Consider the following 24,618-nt stretch of genomic DNA (forward strand, 5'->3'; position numbering starts at 1 on the left):
CATCAGCCCTTGCCCTTGGCGAACAACTCGTCCAGCTTGCGCTCGTAGTCGTGATAGCCGAGGAAATCGTACAGTTCCATACGTGTCTGCATGGTGTCGACCACTTCTTGCTGAGTGCCCTTCTCGCGGATTTCGCGATACACCTTCAGAGCGGCCTGGTTCATGGCGCGGAACGCCGACAGCGGGTACAGAATCATGCTGGCGCCGGCATCGGCCAGCTCTTCACGGGTGAACAGCGGCGTGGCACCAAACTCGGTGATATTGGCCAGCAACGGCGCGCCACCGATGCCATCGGCGAAGGCCCGATAGTCATCCAGGGTGTGCACGGCCTCGGCGAAGATACCGTCGGCCCCGGCTTCCAGACAGGCGCGGGCGCGTTCCACCGCTGCTTCCAGGCCTTCTTTCTGGAACGCATCGGTGCGGGCGATGATGAAGAAATCATCATCGGTGCGGGCGTCGGCGGCGGCCTTGATGCGGTCCACCATTTCTTCCTGGGAGACGATTTCCTTATTGGGACGATGGCCGCAGCGTTTCTGCGCCACCTGATCTTCCAGGTGCACGGCTCCGGCGCCGGCACGAATCATCTCCTTGACGGTACGGCCAATGTTGAAGGCCCCGCCCCAGCCGGTGTCGATGTCCACCAGCAGCGGCACTTCGCTGGCGGCGGAAATCCGGCGGACATCCTCCAGCACGTCGTTCATGGAGGTCATGCCCAGATCCGGCAACCCATAGGAGGCGTTGGCCACGCCGCCGCCGGACAAGTAGATCGCCCGGTAGCCCACCTGTTCCGCCATCATGGCGCAGTAGGCATTGATGGTGCCCATGATCTGCAGGGGCTTTTCTTCGGCCAGTGCCCGTCGAAAACGGGCGCCGGCGCTGTTCGGCTGGCTCATTGTCATCTCCTGTGTCGGTTCCACCCGGCTCACGGCGCGGCACGCTCAGACAGCGCCCGACTCTTTCCGCTTCGCCTGCTGTTCGATATTTTCTCTTGCCCGGCTGATATGGCGGCGCATCAACAACTCCGCCAGGTCCGCGTCCCGAGCCTCGATCGCCTCGACGATACGGCGGTGCTCATTGAGGGCCTTCTGCGGCCGGTTGGACACGGTACTGAACTGATAACGGTACATCCGCACCAGGTGATACAGCCCCCCCACCAGCATCTGGATCAGCGTGGCGTTGTGGCTGCCCTGGATAATGCGGTAATGGAAATCCAGATCGCCCTCGCGCTGGAAGTACGCGGTGTCCTCACGCAGGTCCTGCTGCTGTTCATGCTGACCGAGCAAGGCGGTCAGACCGCGCACTTCCTCATCACTCATGTTCTCGGCGGCAAGGCGCGCGGCCATGCCTTCGAGCGCTTCGCGCACATAGTAGATTTCGATCAGATCGTCGAAGCTGAGGGAAGTCACGCGGGTGCCCACATGAACCACTCTTTCAAGCAGCTTGCGGGATTCCAGACGGCGCAGGGCTTCGCGCAGAGGGCCACGGCTGACGCCGTAGCGGCTGGCGAGATCGGTTTCGCTGACTTTGGTGCCGGGAGCGATCACACCGCGCACGATATCGTCCTGGAGACGGGCAAACACCCGATCCGCCAGGGTTCTTACGTTATCGTCGAGGGCGTGGGTCATGGCATCCATTGTCGACAATTGAAGGATCAGGTGGCGACTTTACCCGGCGCCCTCCGATCTTTCAATGGTTATTGTCGACAATGGTGCCGGATTGGATTCAGAGATCGCAATCACTGCCCTGATAGCGCCATTCCACCGAGCCGCGGCTTTCCGAGTCCTGGCGTCCCTGGTCATTGCTTCCGGCGGCCCTCAACTGGGCCGGGCGGTAGAGATCACGCCAGGTACCACGTAGCCGCTCACTGTAGCGATCCGTGCGATACAACGGGCGGATACCATTGTTCAGATCCAGAGTGCCATCAATGCGGGCGCCAAAGTGAGGCGTGCCGGCCTTGTTGGCAGCCCCCGGCGCCAGCAGCAACGCCAGTGTCGCACGGCTCTGGCTGGCGGCGGTGACCAGCCCGGCGGGAACCAGTTCATCCTCACAGGACTTGGCGGCGTAAGCGGTGCCATCGGCGGAGATACGCACCACGAAGGTTTCAATCTGGTTTTCATCCGCCCGGTTACGCTCACGGGCCTGGTTTGGTTCCAACGGCTGGCAATTGCCATCGCTGTCATGCAGGCACGCCGGATAGTTGCCGTTGCTGCCCAGTTCCTTGGTGGGAATAAAATCCGCGCACTGCTCCGAGTTGCTGGTACAGGCCCGTTTCAGGGTCACCGAGTAATAGCCTGCGGCCTCACTGGCGCCGTCCATCCTCACCGGGCCGGTCTGTGTGGCGCGGATACTCAGGCCAATGTTGCCGGCGCCAAGCACACTCCCCTGAACCCGCCCGGTTTCACCGCCACTGGGCGTGGACGGACTGCCCGGCAGATCCAGAGCGAAATCGGTGACGAAACCACCCTGCACGCGCTGATTGATATAGAGCGCGCGATGCCCCAGCAAACGCCCGGTCAGGGTGGCATCAGTGGCGGCGGCGCTGTTCAGCAGGCCGACGATATTCCCCTGCTGGACGGTCAGTCCCGCCGCCAGCGTGGGAACCCCCTCCCAGGTCACCAGATCCTCGCTGCCGCCGTTTTCCGGATCCCCTTTTTGCAACTGCCCCAGGCCCAGCACGCGGCCATCCGGCAGTACCAGGGTTTCCATTCGCAATGCGTTCTGATTGGTATCGAACGCCTTGAGCTCATCGCAGGGCGCGACCCCGTCCTGACAAGTCTCCAGAACGTACTCCCCCGCGCGCGTCTCCGTATTGGCGTTGCTGATCCGGGCGGACACCGTGGACGGATCCGCCGGAAAACCGGAAACCGTTGCTTCCGCGGACACCGCATCCAGCAACGGCTGCCAGGCCGCACGGAAAGCGGCGTAGTCCGGATAATCAAACTCCAGCGGCGGTATCAGGGTGTCGAAATTCTCGCTGACCAGCTGGTTGATCCCTTCCGGCAATTCCAGACGGGAAGTGGCCGGATCGCTGTCCAGGGCCATCAACAACGCCGCCCGGTTGCGCACCCGATAGTCATCACCGGCGCCGATCCGCCGAGGCGCTTCCACCATATCCGCCAGAGTGAAACGATAATCGCGGGTTGTCAGCCGTTGCGGCAAATAGGCTTCCCCCAGGGTGACCCAGCGCCCCTTGTAGCGGCGGTCCCCGAGAAAGAAAGCGATGCTTTCAGCGTCCGACGGACACAGGGCCTGGTTGGCCGGCAACTGCTCGGAGGCGGTATCCAACACATAATAGAGGGAACTGCCGCACTCATAGGAGAGATTGGTCGCCACGGTGCCCTCCAGTGTTACCCGGTGCTCTCCACCAGGGTTCAGCAAGCACCGCGCCGTCGAGGGGCAGACCCCCACATCATGCTCGGCATAGCTTTTACCCCCACCGCCGCAAGCCGCCAAGGCCAGACAAGCGGACATCAACAACAGTTTTTTCATGCGCGTTTATTCCTTCGCCACGGGTCGCCGCCCGGCGCCGGGAGCGCTACACTAGCCGGCCTGTTTTCGCCGTCCGCGAGCCTTTCCCGACACCTCATGCTTGATAGCGTTCACGTCGTCTTTCATCAAAATGGCCGTTTGCTGGCCCTCGGGCCGCCCGATCACACCCTGTACGCGCAAGACCGGGAGACCCTTGAGGCCCTGCCGGAGCGGGTCGCCGAGGCCCTCGCTCAGGGTTACCGGTTCGCCTGCGGCCTGCTGCCGTACATGGCGGGCCTGGCCCTGCACGGCATTGGCCACTGCGATCAGCCGGCGGTGGTGCATCTTTACCGGTCCACACCTCGGCCGTTCCATCAACAACCCGGCGAGTTCCACCTGACCCGGCCGTTCCGGGCACAGCAAACTGCTGATAAGTATGCCTATGCACTGCAAAGGATCAGTTGCTATCTCGTAGCCGGAGATTGCTATCAGGTAAATTACAGTCAACGTTTCGATGCCCGCTTCGAAGGCAACCCGCTGATCGCCTTCCAACGGCTGGTGCACGCGCACCCCGCGCCCCATGCCTGTTTTTTCCGCGATCGTGGCGAAGCAGTGTTCGGCGTATCACCGGAGCGCTTCTTGCGGGTGGACGGCCGCGAGGTGGTCACCGAGCCGATCAAAGGCTCACGGCCACGCGGTAACAACGAAGAGGAAGATCGGCGCCTGGGAGAAGCTCTGCTGGCCAATCCCAAGGACCGCGCCGAGAATCTGATGATCGTGGACCTGTTGCGCAACGACTTGGGGACGGTTTGCGAACCGGGCTCAATAACGGTGGACCCGCTCTTCGAATTGCGCCGCTTCAGTAATGTGCAGCATCTGGTGTCCACCGTGCACGGCCGCCTGCGCGCGGACGTGACGCCCCTGGCCGCGCTGATCAGCGCCTTTCCCGGAGGCAGCATCACCGGCGCGCCGAAGAAACGGGCCATGGAAATCATTCAGGAACTGGAACCCGTGCCGCGCGGCCCCTATTGCGGCACGCTGTTCTGGCAGGACGATCAGGGCCGGTTGGACAGCAACATTCTGATCCGCACCCTCTACACCCGGGGCAACGCGCTGTACTGCCACGGCGGCGGTGGCATCGTGATGGATTCCACCACCGAGGAAGAGTATCGGGAGAGCCGCTTCAAGGTGGAAAAGCTGATGGCGGTGTTATAATCCGGCGCTAAAGGAACATTCGGTCCGTGGATCATTGCTGTGCCGCAATTCGCCAGCACGCTTACCGCGCCACGGTGGCGCTCCATTCGCGGCCAAGGCCGCTCCCACAGCGGCTCTGTAGTGCTCTCTGTGGGAAGCGAGCTGGCTCGCGAATGCAGCGCGCGTTCATGTTTCCAAACCCCATGGACTACCGCGATATTCTTTCGCCTTCGGTATCAGCCTTCTTCGGTCTCCCACAAGGTGGGCTGGCCGTTTTGCTCCGCCATGGAACGCAGCTTGTCCAGATGGCGCTGCAGATCGTCGCCGTCAGCGGACACCACCCGCAGCGAAGGGCGATCCGCGCTCAGCCGGCGAATCGCCTCCGCCTGCCGCTGGCCGCCGCCGCCACTATCCTGTCCGCCCAGGGAAAGGTGGGTCTGGCCACCGGTCATGGCCAGATAAACGTCGGCAAGAATCTCCGAGTCAAGCAGAGCGCCGTGCAACTCCCGGTGGCCATTGTCCACGTCGTAGCGGCGGCACAACGCGTCCAGGCTGTTCTTCTGCCCGGGGTGCATTTCCCGCGCCAGCCGCAGGGTATCCAGCACCCGGCAGCGCTGCTCCACCGTGCCCCACCTGGCGCCCAGCAACTTCAGCTCATGGTTGATGAAGCCCACATCGAAAGGCGCGTTGTGGATCACCAGCTCGGCGCCGTCGATGAAATTGACAAATTCCTCGGCGACCTGCGCGAACACCGGCTTGTCGGCGAGGAACTCCAGGGTGATGCCGTGCACCTCCATCGCCCCCTCGTCGATCTCCCGCTCCGGATTGATGTACAGGTGCAGGTTGTTACCGGTAATGCGGCGGTTCACCACCTCCACACAACCGATCTCGATAATACGGTGTCCGGCGGCGGGTTCCAGGCCGGTGGTTTCCGTATCCAGTACGATCTGTCTCATCGGTCCACACTCATCTGATCAATTCCACGGTTGGCCAGGCGGTCCGCCCGTTCGTTCTCCACGTGCCCGCTGTGGCCTCGCACCCAGCGCCATTCCACCTCGTGGGGGGCGGCGGCCTGATCCAGACGCTGCCACAGATCGGCGTTTTTCACTGGCTGGCGGGAAGCCGTGCGCCAGCCACGCCGCTTCCAATTGGCCATCCATTCGGTGATACCCTGACGCACATACTGGGAATCCGTGGTCAACACCACTCGGCAGGGTGACTTCAAGGTTTCCAGAGCCACGATGGCCGCCATCAATTCCATGCGGTTATTGGTGGTCAACGGCTCGCCGCCGAACAGTTCCTTCTCGTGCTCGCCGTGGCGCAGTAACGCCCCCCAGCCGCCCGGCCCTGGATTACCCCGGCAAGCACCGTCGGTAAAAATTTCCACTGTCTTCAAGAACCACTCCACTCCTGTCCACTTTTATCTTCGATATTCATTCCACGTTGCGTTGCCAGCGGGCCAGGGGCACGGAAATGACCGTCGGGCGCGATGGCTCGCCGCGCCGGAACGACGGCGCCAGCGGTCGCACCATGGCGGCCCGCTTGCGCGCCACCAACAGATAACAGGCGCCGTGGCGCCACCACAGGCGCCGCCCCAGCCATTCCAGCCACGCCAACCGGCGGCGGCCGCGTTCACCGAGCGGCAAATTGTGGAAGCCGCTGGCCAGGCCTTCCACCTCAAACCCGAGCACCTGCAACCAGTCACTCACTCGATAGGGGGTGAAATAACGCCCCACCCAGCCAGGCCGGCGGCTGGCACCGGGCCGGAACCAACGCGCCAGCCCCAGCAAACTGACCGGTTGAAACGACACCACCGCGATCATGCCTCCCGGCGCCACGCAGCCAGCCGCCTCCCGCAGCACCTGATGCGGCTCGTCCTGAAACTCGAGACCATGGTGCAGTAGCAACACATCCACGCTGTTCTTGGCGATGGGCAAGGCCTTGGCCTGGGCCTGTATCTGCCCGCCGCCCAGTTCCGGCGGCGTGACGTTGCAACACCACGGGATACGAATGCCTTCCAGCATGTCCCGGCTGGCGCTGGAACCCACCGACACCGCCCTCTGCCCCACCAGTCTGGGCAGCCAGTCGGCGAGCAGCTCACGCTCCTCGTTGAGCAGGGCGCGGCCGGCATCGCTATCCAGCCAGCGATCAAAACGATGCGGCATATCCTGGGGATGACGCCGGTAGGGGCCGCGGGGCAATGGGGGTAACTGCATCCGTGACACTCTCCCTGGTAGGCTCGACTCCGTGGTAGGCTAAACGCTGACGTTCAGTGCCAAATAAGGGTAGCACGACATGCTTCAGACCCCTACGGCGATCGCCGCCTTCCAGGACAATTACATTTGGGCCCTGCGCCGTGACAATCACTGCGTGGTGGTTGACCCCGGCGACGCCGCCCCGGTGGAATCCTGGCTGCACCAGCAGGGCCTGCTTCTTACCGGCATCCTCATCACCCATCACCATCCCGATCATGTCGGCGGCGTCAACGCCTTGCTGGAGCACCGGGATATCCCGGTATACGGCCCGGCCCGGGAAACCATTCCCGGCCTCACTCACCCTCTCAATGACGGTGACCGGGTGAAGCTGGCCGAATTGGATCTGGAACTGGAAGTGCTGGACGTGCCTGGCCACACCCTTGGACACATCGCCTACCATGCCCGCCAGCCGGGCTGGTTGTTCTGCGGTGACACCCTGTTCGCCGGAGGTTGCGGGCGCCTGTTCGAGGGCACGCCGGAGCAGATGCACCATTCCTTGTCGCGACTGGCGGCGCTACCAGAAGACACCCAGGTCTTCTGCGCCCACGAATACACCCTGGCCAATCTCACTTTCGCCGCCAAGGTGACACCGGAGGACCCGGACGTGCGGACGCGTCTGAACGACGTCAAGGCCCTGCGCGACGCCGGGCATATCACCCTGCCCTCCACCATCGCGGTGGAGCGCCGCACCAACCCCTTCCTGCGTGCCACCGAGCCCGCTCTGCGTCAGTCCTGTGAGCGCCACTTCGACGCGCCGCTGGACACCCCGGTGGACAGCTTCGCCGCCCTGCGGCGCTGGAAGGACAACGGCTGACGCCGGACACATTCAAGGAACCGCTGAATGACTCCCTCGCGCTTCTGGCTACCGCGGCCTGTAGCACCCGCGCAAGCGCCAGGGAGTCATTCAGCGGTTCTTTAACCTTGCCGTAACCTTTCCCGGTCCCTAGAATTCACCGGAATTTCAATAGCCATATAATTGACATGCATAAACTTCTAGGCGTTTTTGCCTTGGGGGTGTTGTGGTTTGGCGGGGGCTGCTCACTGACACCATCCGTGGATGAACTGCCGCCCATGCCACCGGCGGCACCGGAACCAATACCGGAACCAGAGGCAGGCACAGCCGGCCTCGCCAACGGCATGGCGGAACCCGAGCCCACGGCCATCGCCGAGCCGGCGGACCAGGACCAGGATCTCTGGGCGCGACTGCGTGAAGGATACGGCCTGCCCCGGGTGGACAATCCCCGAGTGGAAGAGCAGCGGGTGTTCTATACCCGCCACCCGGTCTATTTCACCCGGGTCACCACGCGCGCGGAGCGCTACCTGAAATTCATCGTCGACGAAACCGAAGCCCGCCACATGCCCACCGAGCTGGCGCTGCTGCCGGTGGTGGAAAGCGCCTTCGACCCCTTCGCCTACTCCCATGGCCGCGCCGCCGGGCCCTGGCAGTTCATTCCCTCCACCGGCCAGCATTTCGGTCTGCGCCAGGATTGGTGGTACGACGGCCGCCGCGACATCATCGCTTCCACCCGCGCCGCTCTCACCTATCTGCAACAGCTCGCCGACCGTTTCGACGGGGACTGGCTGCTGGCGCTGGCCTCCTACAACGCCGGTGCCGGCACCATTCTCCGGGCTCAGAAACGCAACGAAGCGGCGGGCAAGCCCACCGACTTCTGGAGCCTGGATCTGCCCACGGAAACCACCGCCTATGTACCCAAGCTTCTGGCGGTGGCGGATATTGTCAGAAACCCCAAGCAATATGGCGTGGCTCTGCACCCGATCACCGATGTGCCCTACTTCATCAGTGTCGACACCGGTGGGCAATTGGATCTGACCCAGGCCGCCCGGCTCGCCGAAGTGCCCATGGAAGAACTGTATTTGCTCAATCCCGGCTTCAATCGCTGGGCCACGGCCCCCGCCGGCCCGCACCGCCTGCTGGTGCCCGCGGACAAGGCGGACCGGTTCAAGGCCAGGCTGGCCAGCTTACCCGCCGGCCAGCGAATGCGCTGGCAGCGTTACACCATCGCTCGCGGCGACAATCTGCAAAGCATCGCCCACCGCCATCGCACCAAGGTGCAGGTCCTGCGCGAGATCAATCACCTCAAGGGCAACACCATCATCGCCGGCAAGACCCTGCTGATTCCTCAATCCGCCCGCGGCAGCGCGGCTCCGGCCGGGGACGGCGCCCAGCCGCGGGGCCGGCGGCTGGCACACAAGGTCGACAGCGGCGATACCCTGTGGGACCTGGCCCGGCATTACCAGGTGTCGGTACACGACCTGGCCCAATGGAACGATCTCGACCCCAAGGATCCACTGCGGGTCGGGCAGACCTTGCAGGTATGGAGCGGCAACGAAAGCGGCGATCAGGGGCAACGTTCCGAAATGGTTCGCCAGGTCCGCTATTCGGTACGCCACGGTGATTCGTTGTACACCATCGCCAATCGCTTTAATGTGTCCGTGAACGACATTCGCAGTTGGAATAATACCCTGAGCAAGCGCCGCTACCTGCGTCCCGGTGATCGTGTCACGCTGTTCGTGGACATTCGCGACGCCCCCTGATCGAACCGTGCGGGCCGCCGGAACGCCGCGCGCCGCTCATGGTCATATACCCTGTCGAAGGCGCTGAAAGCTGGCACCGAGGCCTTCGACAGGCTCTAATATGAGATTCGATGACGATCAGGAGTGGATAATAACGATGAGAGCCGTCACCATTTTGTTGGGTTTGCTGCTGGTCCTGCCGGCCTTCGCCGAGGTGCACAGCGGCCATGCCATCACCATGTACGACGCTCCCAAGTATGGCCCTTCCTTCCGTCACTTCGACTACGTCAATGCCGACGCCCCCAAGGGCGGTCAGATCAAACTCCATGTGATCGGCGGCTTCGACAGCTTCATGCCCTACCTGCCCAAGGGCAGTGCCGCCGCCGGCGTCGGCGGTCTCGGTCCCAGCTATATTTACGACAGCCTGACCGTGCGCAGCCTGGACGAGCCGTTCACCGAATACGGACTGCTCGCCGAACGCATGGAATGGCCGGACGATCGCGGCTGGATCACCTTTACTCTGCGTGACGAAGCCCGCTTCGCCGATGGTCACCCGGTCACCGCCGAGGACGTGGTATGGAGCTTCAATCAGCTGACCGAACATGGCCAGCCGCTTTACGCCTACTACTATGCCGACGTGGAAAAGGTGGAGGCACTCTCCGAGCGCAAGGTAAAGTTCACCTTCAAACCCGGCGACAACCGGGAACTGGTAATGATCGTCGGCCAGCTTCCGGTATTGCCCAAGCACTTCTGGAAAGACAAGGATTTCACTCAGGCGGATCTCACCGTGCCAATGGGGTCCGGCCCTTATCGCATCGCCAGTTTCAAGCCCGGCAAACAGGTGGTGTATGAGCGCCGTGATGACTACTGGGCCTGGGACCTGCCTGTCATCCAGGGCCAGTACAACTTCGACCGGGTGATCTTTGAGTATTATCTGGACCAGACCGTGGCACTGGAGGCCTTCAAGAAAGGCGATTACGACTTCCGCTTCGAGATGAACTCCAAACTCTGGGCCACCGCCTACACCGGGCGGGATTTCAACAGCGGCAAGCTGGTGAAGGAAGAAGTCCATCACCAGAACCCTTCAGGCATGCAGGGCTTTATCTTCAATACGCGCCGCCCGTTGTTCCAGGACCCGGTGTTGCGCGAGGCCATGGCCTACGCGCTGGACTTTGAATGGTCCAACAAGCAGCTGTTCTACAACCAGTACAAGCGCACCCGCAGCTATTTCCAGAACTCGGAGATGGCCGCCACCGGACTGCCCTCCGAAGCCGAGCTGAAACTGCTGGAACCTTTACGTGATAAGCTGCCTGAGCGGGTCTTTACCGAGGAGTATCAACCACCGGTCTCCGACGGCACCGGCCGTCCGCGGGAGAATCTGCGTACCGCCCAGACCCTGCTCAAGAAAGCCGGCTATGAGGTGCGTAACGGTCAGTTGTTCAATCCCGAAGGGAAGCCGGTGAAGTTCGAGTTTCTGCTTTACAGCCCGGCGTTCGAACGTGTGGTCCTGCCCTTCTCCCGCAACCTCAAGGCTCTGGGTATCAGCGCCGATGTGATCCGCGTCGATGAGTCCCAATACCTGCAGCGGGTGCGAAATTTCAATTTCGACATGATCGTCGGCGGCTGGGGCCAGTCCTCCTCTCCGGGCAACGAACAGCGGGACTTCTGGTCCAGCAAGGCGGCGGACCGGCCCAGCAGCCGCAATTACGCCGGCATCAAGGATCCGGCCATCGACAGCCTGGTGAAAACCCTGATTTCCGCCAAGGACCGTGAGGCCCTGGTGACCAGTAGCCGGGCGCTGGATCGCGCCCTGCAGTGGGGATTTTATGTGATCCCCAATTGGGGGATGGATTACCACCGCTTCGCCTACCGCTCCCGGTTGGCCCATCCGGATTTGCCGCCGTACCTTGGCGTCGACGGGGCCCTGGATCTTTGGTGGGATACAACGGCGGAATAAATGCCACGTTATATTCTCAAACGACTATTGCTGATCATTCCCACCCTGTTCGGCATCCTTTTGCTGAACTTCCTGGTGGTACAGGCGGCGCCCGGCGGCCCGGTGGAGCGCGTGCTCGCCGAGCTTCAGGGTCAGGGCGGTGGCGCGGGCCCCGGCGGCGGCTTCGCCGGCACCACGGCCGATACCATCGGCGGTGGCGGACACTCCGGCTATCGTGGCTCCACCGGGCTGTCACCGGAGCTGGTGGCCCGTATCGAGCAGTTCTACGGCTTCGACAAACCGGCCCTGGAACGCTTTTGGATCATGCTGCGCAACTACCTGAGATTCGACTTCGGCGAGTCCTATTATCGCGACCGTCCGGTATCGGATCTGATCATCGAGCGCATTCCAGTGTCGGTATCATTGGGGCTGTGGAGCACGCTCATCGCCTACCTGGTGTCGATTCCTCTGGGCATTCGCAAAGCGGTGAAGGACGGCTCCCGGTTCGATGTCTGGAGCAGCACCGCCATCGCCATCGGTTACGCCATTCCCAGTTTTCTGTTCGCCATACTGCTGGTGGTGCTGTTCGCCGGCGGTTCCTATTTTGAGTGGTTCCCGCTGCGCGGCCTGACTTCGGACAATTTCGAGCAGTTGTCCTGGTTCGGCAAGATCATCGATTACCTGCACCACATCGCCCTGCCCACCCTCGCCATCGTCATCGGCAATTTCGCCACCCTCACCATGCTGACCAAGAACTCGTTCCTCGACGAGATCGGCAAGCAGTATGTGCAGACCGCCCGGGCCAAGGGGCTGAGTGAAAAGCAGGTGCTCTACCGCCATGTTTTCCGCAATGCCATGCTGATCATCATCGCCGGTTTCCCGGCCGCTTTCGTCAGTGTGTTTTTCACCGGCGTGTTGTTGATCGAGTATATCTTCTCCCTGGACGGTCTCGGGCTGCTTGGCTTCGAATCGGTGATCAACCGGGACTATCCGGTGGTGTTCGGTACCCTGTTCATCTTCACCCTGCTGGGCATGCTGCTGAAACTGGTCTCCGACCTGACCTACATGTGGGTGGACCCGCGTATCGATTTCGAGCGGAGGGCCCACTGATGATGGCGACGGCAAGCGCCCCTCTCTGGCGGCGGCAATGGCGGGCGTTCCGGGCCAACCGCCGCGGCTTCTGGTCCCTGCTGGTATTCCTGGTGCTGTTTGTGCTCAGTCTCGGCGCGGAATGGATCGCCAACGACAAACCTTTGTTGATTCGTTATGACGGCGCTTTCTATACCCCGGTGCTGAACACCTATCCGGAAACCACCTTTGGCGGTTTCTTCGAGACCGAAGCCAATTACCGGGATCCGGTGGTGCGGGAGTTGATCGAGGAAAAGGGCTGGATGCTTTGGCCGGCGATCCGTTACCACTACACCACCATCAATTACGAGCTCACGGTACCGGCGCCGGCGCCACCTTCGGCGGAGAACTGGCTCGGCACCGATGATCAAGGCCGGGACGTGCTGGCGCGCCTGATCTACGGTTTCCGCACCTCGGTGCTGTTTGGTTTGATGCTGACCCTGAGCGCCAGCGCCATCGGCATCATGGTCGGCGCCATCCAGGGCTATTACGGTGGCTGGACCGATCTTGCCGGACAGCGCTTCATCGAAATCTGGTCGAGCATGCCGATCCTCTATCTGATCATCATCCTCTCCAGTTTCGTGGTGCCCAGTTTCTGGAGCCTGCTGGTGATCATGCTGCTGTTCTCGTGGATGACACTGGTGGATCTGGTGCGCGCCGAATTCCTGCGTTGCCGCAACATGGAATACGTGCGCGCCGCCCAGGCCATCGGCGTGCGCACACCGGTGATCATGTTCCGGCACATGCTGCCCAATGCCATGGTCGCCACCCTCACCTATCTGCCGTTCGTACTCAATGCCGCGGTGATCACTCTCACCTCCCTGGACTTCATCGGTTTCGGCCTGCCACCGGGTTCACCGTCACTGGGTGAGTTGCTGGGCCAGGGCAAAGCCAACCTGCAGGCCCCGTGGCTGGGACTCAGCGCCTTCGTCACCCTGGCGTTGATGTTGTCTCTGCTGGTGTTCATCGGTGAAGCCGTGCGCGATGCCTTCGACCCGAGGAAATTCCTGTCATGAGCCTGCTGGAGCTGGAGCAATTGACGGTCCGTTTTGGCGACACCGCGCCGGTGGTGGACCGGGTCAGCCTTAAACTGGAACGGGGCCGCATGCTGGCACTGGTTGGGGAGTCCGGTTCCGGCAAATCACTCACCGCCATGTCGATCCTTGACCTGCTGCCCGCCAGCGCTACCCGTGAAGCCAAGGCCCTGCGCCTGGATGACCAGAATCTGCTGGCCTGGTCGGAAACCGAACGGCGGCGGCTGCGCGGCGGGCGTATCGGGACGATATTCCAGGAACCGCTGACGGCGCTGAATCCTTTGCACACGGTGGAAAAACAGATCGGTGAAACGCTGCGCATTCACCAGGGGCTCAGCGGCGCCGCCGCGCGCCAACGCAGCCTGTCGCTGCTGAGCCAGGTGGAGCTGCCCGCCAGCGAAGCCATGCTGTCGCGCTACCCCCACCAGCTCAGCGGCGGGCAACGTCAGCGAGTGATGATCGCCATGGCCCTGGCCAATGATCCGGAGTTACTGATCGCCGACGAGCCCACCACCGCCCTGGATGTGACCGTCCAGGAAACCATCATGGACCTGCTCAAACGCCTGCAGCACGAGCGTAATCTGGGCATCCTGCTGATCAGCCATGATCTCGGGCTGGTGGGCCGGTTCGCCGAGGATGTGGCGGTGATGCACCAGGGCAAGGTGGTGGAATGCGGCCCGTCGGAGCAGGTGTTGAGTCAGCCACAAGCGGAGTACACCCGTCATCTGATCGACGCCGAGCCCAGCGGAACCGCGGTACCGGTGGCGGCCGATGCGCCGACTCTGCTCCGGGCGGATGATCTTGAGGTGAGCTTCAAAGGCAGCCGCCGCGGTTGGTTCGGCCCACGGGAGGAAACCCGGGCGGTGGACCGCATTTCTTTTCAGCTGCGCCGTGGTGAAACCCTGGGTGTGGTCGGTGAATCCGGCTCCGGCAAATCGACCCTGGCGCTGGCGCTGCTGCGGCTGGTCGCCTGTCAGGGACGCGTCGTGCTGCTGGATCAGGATCTCACCCGCCTGCGTGGTGGTGCCCTGCGTCCCTGGCGACGCCATATGCAGGTGGTATTCCAGGACCCCTTCGGCAGTCTGAATCCACGCCTGACGGTGCTGCGAGCCGTGGAGGAAGGGCTTCGCGTGCACCAACCGGATCTGAGCCGCGACCAGCGCCGGGAGCGGGTGCGGCAGCTGCTGCGGGAAGTGGGTCTGGACCCCGGGGCCCTGGAGCGTTACCCCCACGAGTTCTCCGGTGGTCAACGCCAGCGCATCGCCATTGCCCGGGCGCTGATCATGAAACCGGATCTGCTGATCCTGGACGAACCCACTTCCGCTCTGGACCGCAGCGTGCAGGCCCAGGTGCTGGATCTGCTGCGCGATCTGCAACGCCGGCACGGGCTCAGCTACCTTTTCATCAGCCATGACCTCAAGGTGGTGCGCGCGCTCAGTCACCGGTTGCTGGTGATGCGCCAGGGCCAGGTGGTCGAGCACGGCGACACCGAAACCGTCTTTCAGCGGCCTGCCCACGACTATACGCGCACCCTGATCGACGCTGCTTTCAGCACCGAGAAGAAACACGCCGTTGCACATTGAAAGGCCCCCACCGTTTATCCCCGGCCGGTTTTCTCTATACTTGAGCCAGGTATCTTCAACACCAATATTCGAGGACAGACCATGGGTTTTCTCGCGGGCAAACGCTTCCTGATCGTCGGCATCGCCAGTGATCGCTCCATCGCCACCGGTATCGCCGAAGCCATGCACCGGGAAGGCGCCGAACTGGCCTTCACCTACCAGAACGACAAGCTGAAAAAGCGGGTACTGAAAGCCGCCGAAGCCTACGGCAGCAACGAAAGCCTGTGCTTCCCCTGCGACGTGACCTCCGATGAGGAGATCACCCGGGTGTTCACCGACCTAGGACAACAGTGGGATGGACTGGACGGCGTGGTGCACGCGGTGGGTTTCGCTCCCGCCAACGAACTGGATGGTAACTTCGCCGAGGTCGCCACCCGGGAAGGCTTCCGCATTGCTCACGATATCTCCGCGTACAGCTTCGTGGCGCTGGCCAAGGCGGCACGGCCTCTGATGCAAGGCCGCAACGGCGCCCTGCTGACGCTGTCCTATCATGCATCCCGCCAAACCGTACCGAACTACAACGTCATGGGCCTGGCCAAAGCCAGCCTGGAGGCCTCGGTGCGCTATCTGGCCTCCAGCCTGGGGCCGGAAGGCATTCGCGTGAACGGCGTCTCCGCCGGTCCGATCCGTACCCTGGCCGCTTCCGGCATCAAGAAATTCCGTACCATGCTGGAGTACAACGCCGCCAAGGCACCGCTGCGCCGTAACGTCACCATCGAGGAAGTGGGTAATACCGCCGCTTTCCTGTGTTCCGATCTGGCTTCCGGTATTACCGGCGAGATCACCTACGTGGATGCTGGCGCCGCCACCGTTTCCATGCCGTTCGAGGAACCGGGCGAGGACTGATCCTCGCCCTCCCCACCATCACCAGACTGACATATTCGACTGTCAGGCTGGCGGCTCCTAACCGATCAATAAAGGAGCCTGATGGTGAGCCCGAAAACGTCTCTGGCCCTGTTGCCGCTGGTATCCGCACTGGCCCTGGCGGGCTGCGGTGGCGACAGCAGCGATAACGATAACAGCGGCGGTGGGGAGCCGCTGTCCCTGACCATCCTTCATATCAACGATCATCACTCCAATCTTGAGGCATCGAGCCTGACGCTGGATATCGCCGGCGCCGAAACCACTTTTGACTCGGGTGGCTTCCCCCGCGTAGTGGCCAAGATCGCCGAACGGGAAGCGGCGCGGAGCAATGTCCTCAAGCTGCATGCGGGGGACGCCATCACCGGCACGCTGTACTTCTCCAGCTTCGAAGGTGAGGCCGATGCCGAACTGATGAACCAGGTGTGTTTCGACGCCTTCGCTCTGGGTAATCACGAATTCGATCGGGGTGACGCCGGCCTCAAGAAGTTTCTCGACTACCTGGCCGATGACAGTTGCGGGACTCCGGTTCTGGCCGCCAACGTCAAGCCGCAAGTAGGCACCCCGCTAGCGCCCAACGCCGGGGACGACTACATCAAGCCCTACGTGATCCACGAAGTGGACGGGCAACAGGTCGGTATCATTGGTATCGACATCGCCGGCAAAACCCAGAACAGCTCCAGCCCGCTGGATACCACGGAGTTTCTGGACGAGCAGGAAACCGCTCAGGCCATGATCGACGAACTGGCCGATCAGGGCGTCAATAAAATCATCCTGCTGACCCACTATCAGTATCAGAATGATCTGGAAATGGCCGCCAATCTGTCCGGCGTCGATGTGATCATCGGAGGTGACTCACACACTCTGCTCGGAGATTTCGCTGATTACGGCCTGGCCGCATCCGGTGATTACCCCACCATTGTGACCAACGCCGATGGCGATCAGGCCTGTGTCGCCCAGGCCTGGCAGTACTCCCAGGTGGTGGGAGAGCTGAACGTGGAATGGGATGCCGACGGCAATGTCACCGCCTGCGCGGGCGTGCCGTACTTGCTGCTGGGAGACTCGATCACCCGTAAAACCGCCGATGACGAATCCTATGAGCCCGAGGGCACGGAACGGCAACAGATCCTGGCCGCCGTTGACGCCGACGCTCAACTCAGTCTGACCAGCCCCGACCTCAATGCCCAAACGCTGCTCGCCGGTTTTACCGAGCAACTGGACGAGTTCCAGAATATCGAGATCGGCACCGCCACCGAAGACCTGTGCCTGGCCCGGATCCCCGGTCGGGAGTATGGCGACCCTTGCCCCAGCGAGGACCCGGATCGTGGCGGTGACATTCCCAATGTGGTGGCCAACGCCTTTCTGTTCATGAGCAAGGAGGCCGACGTCTCCATCCAGAATGCCGGCGGCGTGCGCATCGACATCCCGGCAGGTCCCATCACCATCGGTGATGCCTACACCTTGCTGCCATTCGGCAACACCCTCACCAACCTGGATATGACCGGCGCGGAAATCCGCCAAGTGCTCAATGAGGCGGTGGATTATGCTCACAGCGACTCTTCCGGTGCCTATCCCTATGCCTCCGGACTGCGCTGGTACGTGGACATGAACCGGGCGGAAGGCGAGCGCCTCTATGACATAGAATACCGTCTGCGCAACGAAGGCGAGTGGCAGCCGCTGGACGATACCACCGAGTTGACCGTGGTGAGCAACAGCTTCACCGCCAGCGGCCAGGATGGCTACCTCACCTTCGGTACGGTCAGCGAAGACGGACGCGCCGTGGACACTTTCCTCGATTACGCGCAGTCCTTTGTCGACTACATGATGGAAGTCGGCACGGTTGGCAAGCCTGCCCTGGAAGCTTACTCCACCCGCCACTACACCCCGGCGGCGGAATAAGCTTCAACGACGACCCGCAGGATGACCGCCATGGACGGCGGCCATAAGAGGCCACCACGGAGCCGCTGTGGGAGCTTGCCTGCAAGCGAATCCAGGGACCCGGGAGTCCATTCGCTTGCAGGCAAGCTCCCCCCCCTTCTGTGCCAGCGACCCCGGAAGGCCTTCGTACAGACCAGTGTCCCAATGGAGACACTCACTCTCACTCCCGCTATTGCGCACGGAGCCATAAAAAAGCCCGCTCTGATTCAAGAGCGGGCTTTTTATTATCGCCGTGACTGTAGCGGCTTATTCGGGCTTGGCGCGCAGTTCATCGGCATGGATGGTGACGTCGCGGGTATCGCGCAGGAACGCCATGACCTGCTCGAAATCGCGCTCGCCTTCCATCTCACCCAGTTGCAGCAAAGCCTGCTTCTGCTGGCTTTCCGGCAACGGTTCCTGACCACCATCAGTGACTCCGGTAACCTGGAAGGCCACCCAGCCACCATTGGGCAAATCCGCCACCTGAATTTCAGAAGCGCCCTGCTCCCGCGTCCATGGCAGCGTGAAAGCTTGCTGTACCACCATCGGCGCCGGTTGGCGGGCACCGCGATGCACCTCGCTTTGCTCTTCGATCCGGGCGTTTGCCAGCGCCGCGATCTCATCCAACGCCTTGCCTTCCTTCGCCAGCTCGCGAGCCTGTTCAGCCAGGGAAAGTGCTTTTTCCCGTGCTTGTTGCCCTTTAAGGGTGTCGCGAATCCGGTCCGCCACCTGATCAAGCGGCAACGGCTCCGGCTCCTGGCGATCCTCCAGGTGCACCGCCAGATAGCGCCCGCCATCCAGCTCCAGCACATCACTGTTATGGCCCTGCTCCTTCACCGCCGGAGTATTCAGGGCTTCACGCACCTTTGGAGAGTCCAGTTCCGCCGGCAGATCATTGACCGCCACCCAATCGGTGGTCTCGACTTTCAGGCCCAACTGCTCCGCCGGGGTTTGCAGATCACCGTGCTCGAATACCAGCTCTTCCATCTGTGCCAGCGCGTCCATCATCATGGACTGAGCACGGGCGGCTTTGAGATCGGCGATCAGACCCTCGCGCATTTCGTCCAGCGGCGGGAAGGTCTGTTTGTCCTCCCGCAGTACGGTCAGCAAGTGCACGCCGGATTCAGACACCACCGGCTCGGAAACATCTCCCACGGACAAGGACTTGAGCGCCTCATCCAGTGCCTCCGGCAGCGAACCGGGGGCCAGCATGCCCAGATTACCGCCATTATCGGCACTGCCCGGATCGTCGGAATAGGTCTTCGCGGCATCGGCGAAAGACTCGCCACCTTCGATGGCCTCGCGCACTTCACGGGCGCGCTCAAGCGCCTCATCCGCACTGCGCTCGTCCGTGCCAATCAGAATATGGGCCACTTCCTTGGAGCCGTTGGCGCGACTCTCCGCCATGCTGCGGCGAGCTTCGTATTCGGCGCGAATATCATCGTCGCTGACATCAACTTGCGCCTCGTACTGCTCCGGGCTCAGCACCAGATAGCTGATGCGATAGCGCTCGGGACGCATGAACTGGTCCTGGTGATCCTGGTAATACTGCGCCACCTGCTCATCGGTGGCGTTGAACTGGCTTTCCAGATCCGCCAGGGACAACTGCACGTAACGCAGATCACGGGTCTGCTCGCCCAAGCGACGCTGCTCGGCAAGTTCACCGGGTAACGCGAAGTCGGTGCCGGTAAAAGCGAAGCGGTATTGTTGGGTCAGCCGGTCCTGACGATAGCCATCGAGATAGCCTCGCGGGGTCATGCCCTGGCTGCGCAATAAACGCTCAAACTGTTCGTCGGAAAATTTTCCGTTCTCGAAAAACGCCTGATTGGAACGGATCTCCGCCGCGGCCTGCACTTCGCTGAAAGCCATATCAGCGCTATTGGCGGCGGACAAAGTAAGCTGCTCGTTGATGATGCCTTCCAGCACCATCTCCGGGCGCACGTAGGCATCCAGCATGGCCTCGCTCACACCCGGGCTTTGCTGACGCAGCATCTGCCGCAACCGCTCGGTTCTCGCGGTCACGTAGTTGCGATAAATTTTATTGCCGTCCACCTCGGCCACCGAGACCGAGTCACCCCCACCGGTGAAATAACCATAAAACCCGGAAATAATAAAAGGGAGAATAATGGCGGCGAGCAGAACCTTGCCCACGGGCCCGCGGACAAATCGCCTGAACTCCTGCATGCTTCACTCCAAAGAGATACCGATCAATCGATTCGTTTTTATTTGGAACACCAAAGCGTCAGACGGTTCCGGGTTCCAGAGAGCCTGTTCATGATTTTTCGCCGTATGAGGATCGACTCCTTCGACCCCGTCATCCCAAGAGCCAGGAAGCGAAGCGATATAAAAATCAGGAACAGGTTCTCAAAGCAAAAAAGCGCATCCGCTCTCCGGATACGCTTCCTGGGACTGGCGGAGCGGACGGGACTCGAACCCGCGACCCCCGGCGTGACAGGCCGGTATTCTAACCAGCTGAACTACCGCTCCCGAAACCAGTTTAGTTCACCGCGTCTTTCAGTGCCTTGCCGGCTTTGAAGCCCGGCACGGTGGCTGCGGCGATCTTAATGGTCTCACCGGTCTGCGGATTGCGGCCTTCACGAGCGGCACGCTGCTTCACGGAGAAAGTACCGAAGCCAACCAGAGAAACGCTATCGCCTTTCTTCAGTGCACCGGTGATCGCTTCCAGCGTCGCATCCAGAGCACGACCCGCGTCGGCTTTGGAAATGTCAGCAGCCGCTGCGATCGCATCAATCAGTTCTGATTTATTCACAAAATTCCCCTTTTGCTGTTTCCCGGTTTCGTGGTCGAGGCGTAACGCACTCTCCTTACGACGAAGCCGCCTTTATACCAATCGCTTTAGGCAGGCGTCAAGAAAGGAAAGGCGCTGTACCGACAACTCACGTGATTGTAAAAAAGTCTGCCAAATCAAACTGTTAAACGCGGAAAAAAAGGCGGCTCAATGGGTGCTTGGCCGCTCTGATTCTCGCTGCGCTTTTTCATCGGCCAGGGCCAGATCCTCTTCCACTTCCGCTTCGCTCAAAGGCGTCGGCGTTTGCGTTAAAGCCACTTCCAGCACCTGATCGATCCATTTTACCGGACGAATATCCAATGACGCTTTGATATTTTCCGGCACTTCCTTCAGGTCGCGCTCATTTTCCTGAGGAATCAAGACGGTTTTTATGCCGCCGCGGTGAGCGGCCAGCAGTTTTTCTTTCAATCCACCGATGGCCAGAACCTGACCACGCAGTGTGATCTCCCCGGTCATCGCCACGTCGGCGCGAACCGGAATCCCGCACAACACCGAAACCATGGCGGTGCACATGGCAATCCCTGCACTGGGGCCATCCTTCGGGGTCGCCCCTTCCGGCACGTGAATGTGCAGGTCATTACGCTCCAATTGCCGGCGGCGAATCCCCAGCATACGGGAACGGCTTTTCACCACCGTCCACGCCGCCTGGATCGACTCCTGCATCACATCCCCCAGGGAGCCCGTAGTGGTGACACGGCCTTTACCCGGCGTGGACACGCTCTCAATGGTCAGCAGCTCGCCGCCGACGGAGGTCCAGGCCAGGCCGGTAACCTGCCCGATCTGATCCTGCTCCTCGGCCAGGCCGTAGCTGAACTTGCGCACTCCCAGATAGTGATCGAGATTGTCCTCGGACAATGTCACCGTCTCGGTGGAACGGCTCAGCGAATGCTCTTTCACCACCTTGCGGCAGATCTTGCTGATCTCCCGCTCCAACCCGCGCACCCCGGCTTCACGGGTATAGTGGCGAACGATATGGCGCAGACTGTCGTCGCTGAACGCCACTTCGTCCTTCTTCAGGCCATTGGCTTTGATCTGCTTCGGAATCAGGTATTGAGAAGCGATGTTGACTTTCTCTTCCTCGGTATAGCCGGGAAGACGAATCACTTCCATGCGATCCAGCAACGGAGCGGGAATGTTCATTGAGTTGGAAGTGCAGATGAACAGCGTCTCGGAGAGATCGTAATCCACTTCCAGATAATGATCGTTGAAGGTGTTGTTCTGTTCCGGATCCAGCACTTCCAACAGCGCGGAAGCGGGATCGCCGCGCATATCCATGCCCATCTTATCGACTTCGTCGAGCAGGAACAGCGGATTACGCACCCCCACCTTGGAGAGTTTCTGGATCACCTTGCCCGGCAATGAACCGATATAAGTACGGCGGTGGCCACGGATTTCCGCTTCATCACGAACACCGCCCAGCGCCATCCGCACGAACTTGCGGTTGGTGGCTCTGGCCACGGACTGGCCCAGGGAGGTCTTGCCCACCCCCGGCGGCCCCACCAGGCACAGCACCGGCCCTTTGACCTTGCCGACCCGGCTTTGCACGGCGAGGAACTCCAGAATCCGTTCCTTCACCTCTTCCAGACCGTAATGATCCTGGTCCAGCACATCACGGGCATGGGCCAGATCGTGACGCACCCGGCTGCGTTTTTTCCACGGCACCGAGGTCATCCAGTCCAGGTAGCTGCGGACTACCGTGGCCTCGGCGGACATTGGCGACATCATGCGCAGCTTGCTCAATTCAGCTTTGGATTTCTCCAAGGCGTCCTTGCTCATGCCAGCGCTGTCGATGCGTTTTTCCAGATCCTCGAGCTCGTTGCCGCTGTCGTCCAGATCGCCGAGTTCCTTCTGAATCGCTTTCATCTGCTCGTTCAGATAGTACTCGCGCTGGCTCTTCTCCATCTGCTTCTTGACCCGGCCACGGATGCGCTTTTCCATCTTCAGCACATCCATATCGGATTCCATCAGCGCCACCAGGTGTTCCACCCGCTCGCGCACATCGGCCATTTCCAGCACGTCCTGTTTTTCTTCCAGCTTCAGCTGAAGATGGGCGGAAATAGTGTCCGCCAGACGGCTGATGTCCTCGATCGATTGCACCGAGCTCATTACTTCCGGTGCCACTTTCTTGGACAGCTTGACGTATTCCTCGAACTGCGCCAGCAGCGACCGGGCCAGTGCCTCCTGCTCGCTCAGCGACGGCAACTGGTCATCCAGTTCCCGCACATCCGCCACCCCGCCCTGCTCGTCAAAGCGGGCCCGGGTGACATGGCCGCGCACGCCGCCTTCCACCAGCACTTTCACGGTGCCGTCGGGCAGTCGCAGCATTTGCAGGATGGTGGAAACGGTGCCCACCCGGTAGATATCGTCCTCGCCGGGGTCATCGTCCGAGGCATTGCGCTGGGCGACCAGCATGATCTGCTTGTCGTCGCTCATGGCCGCTTCCAGAGCGGCGATGGATTTCTCCCGCCCGACGAACAGCGGGATCACCATATGGGGATACACCACCACGTCTCTGAGCGGAAGCAAAGGAATATCTTTCAGCACTTAGGGCCTCTATCGGTTCACGGGGCGCCCGATCAATCGGGCGCCACTCGGGACGTTTGCTCGCTGTTTTCGTAGATCAGCAACGGCTCCGATTCACCTTGGATGGTGGCGCTGTCGATCACCACTTTGACCACGCCCTCCATGGAAGGCACCTGGTACATGGTATCCAACAAAACGCTTTCCAGGATGGAACGCAGACCACGGGCGCCGGACTTTCGTTCCATCGCCTTGCGAGCCACGGAACGCAAGGCGTCCTCGCGGAAGTCCAGTTCCACGCCTTCCATCTCGAACAGGCGCATGTACTGTTTGGTCAGGGCATTACGCGGCTCGGTGAGAATCTGCACCAGCGCGTCCTCGGACAACTCTTCCAGAGTCGCCACCACCGGCAGACGGCCGATGAATTCCGGAATCAGGCCGTATTTGACCAGATCCTCCGGCTCCACGCCGACCAGGGTCTCGCCCACATTGCGGTCCCCTTCCTTGCTTTTCACCTCGGCGGAAAAACCGATGCCGCCCTTCTCTGAACGGTCCCGGATGACCTTGTCCAGGCCGGCGAAAGCGCCACCACAGATGAACAGGATATTGGAGGTGTCCACCTGCAGGAATTCCTGCTGCGGATGCTTGCGCCCCCCCTGGGGCGGCACCGAGGCCACCGTGCCCTCGATCAGCTTCAACAGAGCCTGCTGCACCCCTTCCCCACTAACATCACGAGTGATGGACGGGTTGTCGGATTTACGCGAGATCTTGTCGATCTCATCAATGTAGACGATACCCTTCTGGGCCTTCTCCACATCGTAATCACATTTTTGCAACAGCTTCTGGATAATGTTCTCCACATCCTCACCGACATAACCGGCCTCGGTCAGCGTGGTGGCGTCAGCAATGGTGAAGGGAACATTGAGCAGGCGCGCGAGGGTTTCAGCCAGCAGGGTCTTACCGCTGCCGGTGGGACCGATAAGCAAGATATTGCTTTTGCCCAGCTCCACGTCGTCACGACCGCGCAGGGTGCTGTTGAGCCGCTTATAGTGGTTGTATACAGCCACGGAAAGCACTTTCTTGGCCCGTTCCTGACCGATCACGTACTCATCGAGCGTGTTCTTGATCTCGTCGGGCTTGGGCAGGCTTTCCTGACCACTGTTGTCGCCGTCTTCCTGGACTTCCTCGCGGATGATGTCATTGCACAGATCCACGCACTCATCACAGATGAAGACCGACGGGCCCGCGATCAGCTTGCGGACTTCGTGCTGGCTCTTGCCACAGAACGAGCAGTACAGCAGCTTGCCGTCGTCGCTCTTTCCGGTGTTATCGGTCATCG

General features: G+C 61.4%; 19 protein-coding genes and 1 tRNA gene. 9 read left to right on the forward strand and 11 right to left on the reverse strand.

Annotated features, from left to right (window positions below; genetic code table 11):
- Positions 1 to 2: 2 nt before the first annotated feature.
- The 3 genes from prpB to RYH70_RS10825 form a co-directional block, all read right to left on the reverse strand.
- Positions 3 to 893: a methylisocitrate lyase gene (gene prpB / locus RYH70_RS10815; RefSeq protein WP_022994987.1), complete on the reverse strand. Its 891-nt coding sequence runs from the start codon at positions 891 to 893 to the stop codon at positions 3 to 5.
- Positions 894 to 938: 45 nt separating this feature from the next.
- Complete coding sequence (locus RYH70_RS10820) at positions 939 to 1,625, reverse strand: GntR family transcriptional regulator (RefSeq protein ID WP_022994986.1); 687 nt, start codon at positions 1,623 to 1,625, stop codon at positions 939 to 941.
- Positions 1,626 to 1,722: 97 nt separating this feature from the next.
- On the reverse strand, positions 1,723 to 3,489 hold the full coding sequence (locus RYH70_RS10825; RefSeq protein WP_317009111.1) for a hypothetical protein: 1,767 nt from the start codon (positions 3,487 to 3,489) through the stop codon (positions 1,723 to 1,725).
- A gap of 96 nt (positions 3,490 to 3,585) precedes the next feature.
- On the opposite strand from RYH70_RS10825, the gene RYH70_RS10830 reads away from it, so the two are divergent.
- A complete protein-coding gene (locus RYH70_RS10830) occupies positions 3,586 to 4,683 on the forward strand; it encodes an anthranilate synthase component I family protein (protein WP_317009112.1) in 1,098 nt (365 codons plus the stop codon).
- A 215-nt stretch (positions 4,684 to 4,898) separates the two neighbouring features.
- On the opposite strand, the gene dnaQ is transcribed toward RYH70_RS10830, so the two are convergent.
- From dnaQ to RYH70_RS10845, 3 genes are read right to left on the reverse strand one after another with little or no spacing between them, the layout of a single operon-like run.
- On the reverse strand, positions 4,899 to 5,618 hold the full coding sequence (dnaQ, locus tag RYH70_RS10835; RefSeq protein WP_063139522.1) for a DNA polymerase III subunit epsilon: 720 nt from the start codon (positions 5,616 to 5,618) through the stop codon (positions 4,899 to 4,901).
- Positions 5,615 to 6,058: a ribonuclease HI gene (rnhA, locus tag RYH70_RS10840; RefSeq protein WP_031228259.1), complete on the reverse strand. Its 444-nt coding sequence runs from the start codon at positions 6,056 to 6,058 to the stop codon at positions 5,615 to 5,617. Before rnhA ends, dnaQ begins: the two co-directional genes overlap by 4 nt.
- Before the next feature lie 37 nt (positions 6,059 to 6,095).
- Entirely contained in the window at positions 6,096 to 6,878 is a 783-nt protein-coding gene (locus RYH70_RS10845; RefSeq protein WP_022994981.1) for a class I SAM-dependent methyltransferase, read from the reverse strand.
- A gap of 79 nt (positions 6,879 to 6,957) precedes the next feature.
- On the opposite strand from RYH70_RS10845, the gene gloB reads away from it, so the two are divergent.
- The 8 genes from gloB (at position 6,958) to nadN (ending at position 17,932) form a co-directional block, all read left to right on the forward strand.
- Complete coding sequence (gloB, locus tag RYH70_RS10850; RefSeq protein WP_233918343.1) at positions 6,958 to 7,731, forward strand: hydroxyacylglutathione hydrolase; 774 nt, start codon at positions 6,958 to 6,960, stop codon at positions 7,729 to 7,731.
- Between the two features lie 167 nt (positions 7,732 to 7,898).
- On the forward strand, positions 7,899 to 9,473 hold the full coding sequence (locus RYH70_RS10855; RefSeq protein ID WP_317009113.1) for a LysM peptidoglycan-binding domain-containing protein: 1,575 nt from the start codon (positions 7,899 to 7,901) through the stop codon (positions 9,471 to 9,473).
- Positions 9,474 to 9,609: 136 nt separating this feature from the next.
- A complete protein-coding gene (locus tag RYH70_RS10860; protein ID WP_022994978.1) occupies positions 9,610 to 11,409 on the forward strand; it encodes an extracellular solute-binding protein in 1,800 nt (599 codons plus the stop codon).
- On the forward strand, positions 11,410 to 12,498 hold the full coding sequence (locus RYH70_RS10865) for a microcin C ABC transporter permease YejB (protein ID WP_022994977.1): 1,089 nt from the start codon (positions 11,410 to 11,412) through the stop codon (positions 12,496 to 12,498).
- Positions 12,498 to 13,532, forward strand: a complete 1,035-nt coding sequence (locus tag RYH70_RS10870) for an ABC transporter permease (protein WP_022994976.1) — start codon at positions 12,498 to 12,500, stop codon at positions 13,530 to 13,532. The genes RYH70_RS10865 and RYH70_RS10870 overlap by 1 nt, the downstream gene beginning before the upstream one ends.
- On the forward strand, positions 13,529 to 15,133 hold the full coding sequence (locus RYH70_RS10875) for an ABC transporter ATP-binding protein (RefSeq protein WP_233918340.1): 1,605 nt from the start codon (positions 13,529 to 13,531) through the stop codon (positions 15,131 to 15,133). The genes RYH70_RS10870 and RYH70_RS10875 overlap by 4 nt, the downstream gene beginning before the upstream one ends.
- 81 nt (positions 15,134 to 15,214) lie before the next feature.
- On the forward strand, positions 15,215 to 16,018 hold the full coding sequence (locus RYH70_RS10880; RefSeq protein WP_233918339.1) for an enoyl-ACP reductase FabI: 804 nt from the start codon (positions 15,215 to 15,217) through the stop codon (positions 16,016 to 16,018).
- An 81-nt stretch (positions 16,019 to 16,099) separates the two neighbouring features.
- The gene (gene nadN, locus RYH70_RS10885; RefSeq protein ID WP_022994973.1) at positions 16,100 to 17,932 is read left to right on the forward strand and encodes an NAD nucleotidase; all 1,833 of its coding nucleotides are present in this window, start codon (positions 16,100 to 16,102) and stop codon (positions 17,930 to 17,932) included.
- A 285-nt stretch (positions 17,933 to 18,217) separates the two neighbouring features.
- On the opposite strand, the gene RYH70_RS10890 is transcribed toward nadN, so the two are convergent.
- The 5 genes from RYH70_RS10890 to clpX form a co-directional block, all read right to left on the reverse strand.
- Positions 18,218 to 20,134 (reverse strand): SurA N-terminal domain-containing protein, encoded by a 1,917-nt coding sequence (locus tag RYH70_RS10890; RefSeq protein ID WP_055099991.1) that lies wholly within the window; start codon positions 20,132 to 20,134, stop codon positions 18,218 to 18,220.
- 226 nt (positions 20,135 to 20,360) lie between these two features.
- Positions 20,361 to 20,437 (reverse strand) — tRNA-Asp (locus RYH70_RS10895).
- A 10-nt stretch (positions 20,438 to 20,447) separates the two neighbouring features.
- Positions 20,448 to 20,720, reverse strand: a complete 273-nt coding sequence (locus RYH70_RS10900) for an HU family DNA-binding protein (protein ID WP_014994723.1) — start codon at positions 20,718 to 20,720, stop codon at positions 20,448 to 20,450.
- Positions 20,721 to 20,906: 186 nt separating this feature from the next.
- Positions 20,907 to 23,303 (reverse strand): endopeptidase La, encoded by a 2,397-nt coding sequence (gene lon / locus RYH70_RS10905; RefSeq protein WP_022994971.1) that lies wholly within the window; start codon positions 23,301 to 23,303, stop codon positions 20,907 to 20,909.
- Between the two features lie 32 nt (positions 23,304 to 23,335).
- Positions 23,336 to 24,616, reverse strand: a complete 1,281-nt coding sequence (gene clpX / locus RYH70_RS10910; protein ID WP_014994725.1) for an ATP-dependent Clp protease ATP-binding subunit ClpX — start codon at positions 24,614 to 24,616, stop codon at positions 23,336 to 23,338.
- Between the last annotated feature and the right edge of the window lie 2 nt (positions 24,617 to 24,618).

The sequence above is a fragment of the Alloalcanivorax xenomutans genome (assembly GCF_032810065.1).
Classification (GTDB): domain Bacteria; phylum Pseudomonadota; class Gammaproteobacteria; order Pseudomonadales; family Alcanivoracaceae; genus Alloalcanivorax; species Alloalcanivorax xenomutans.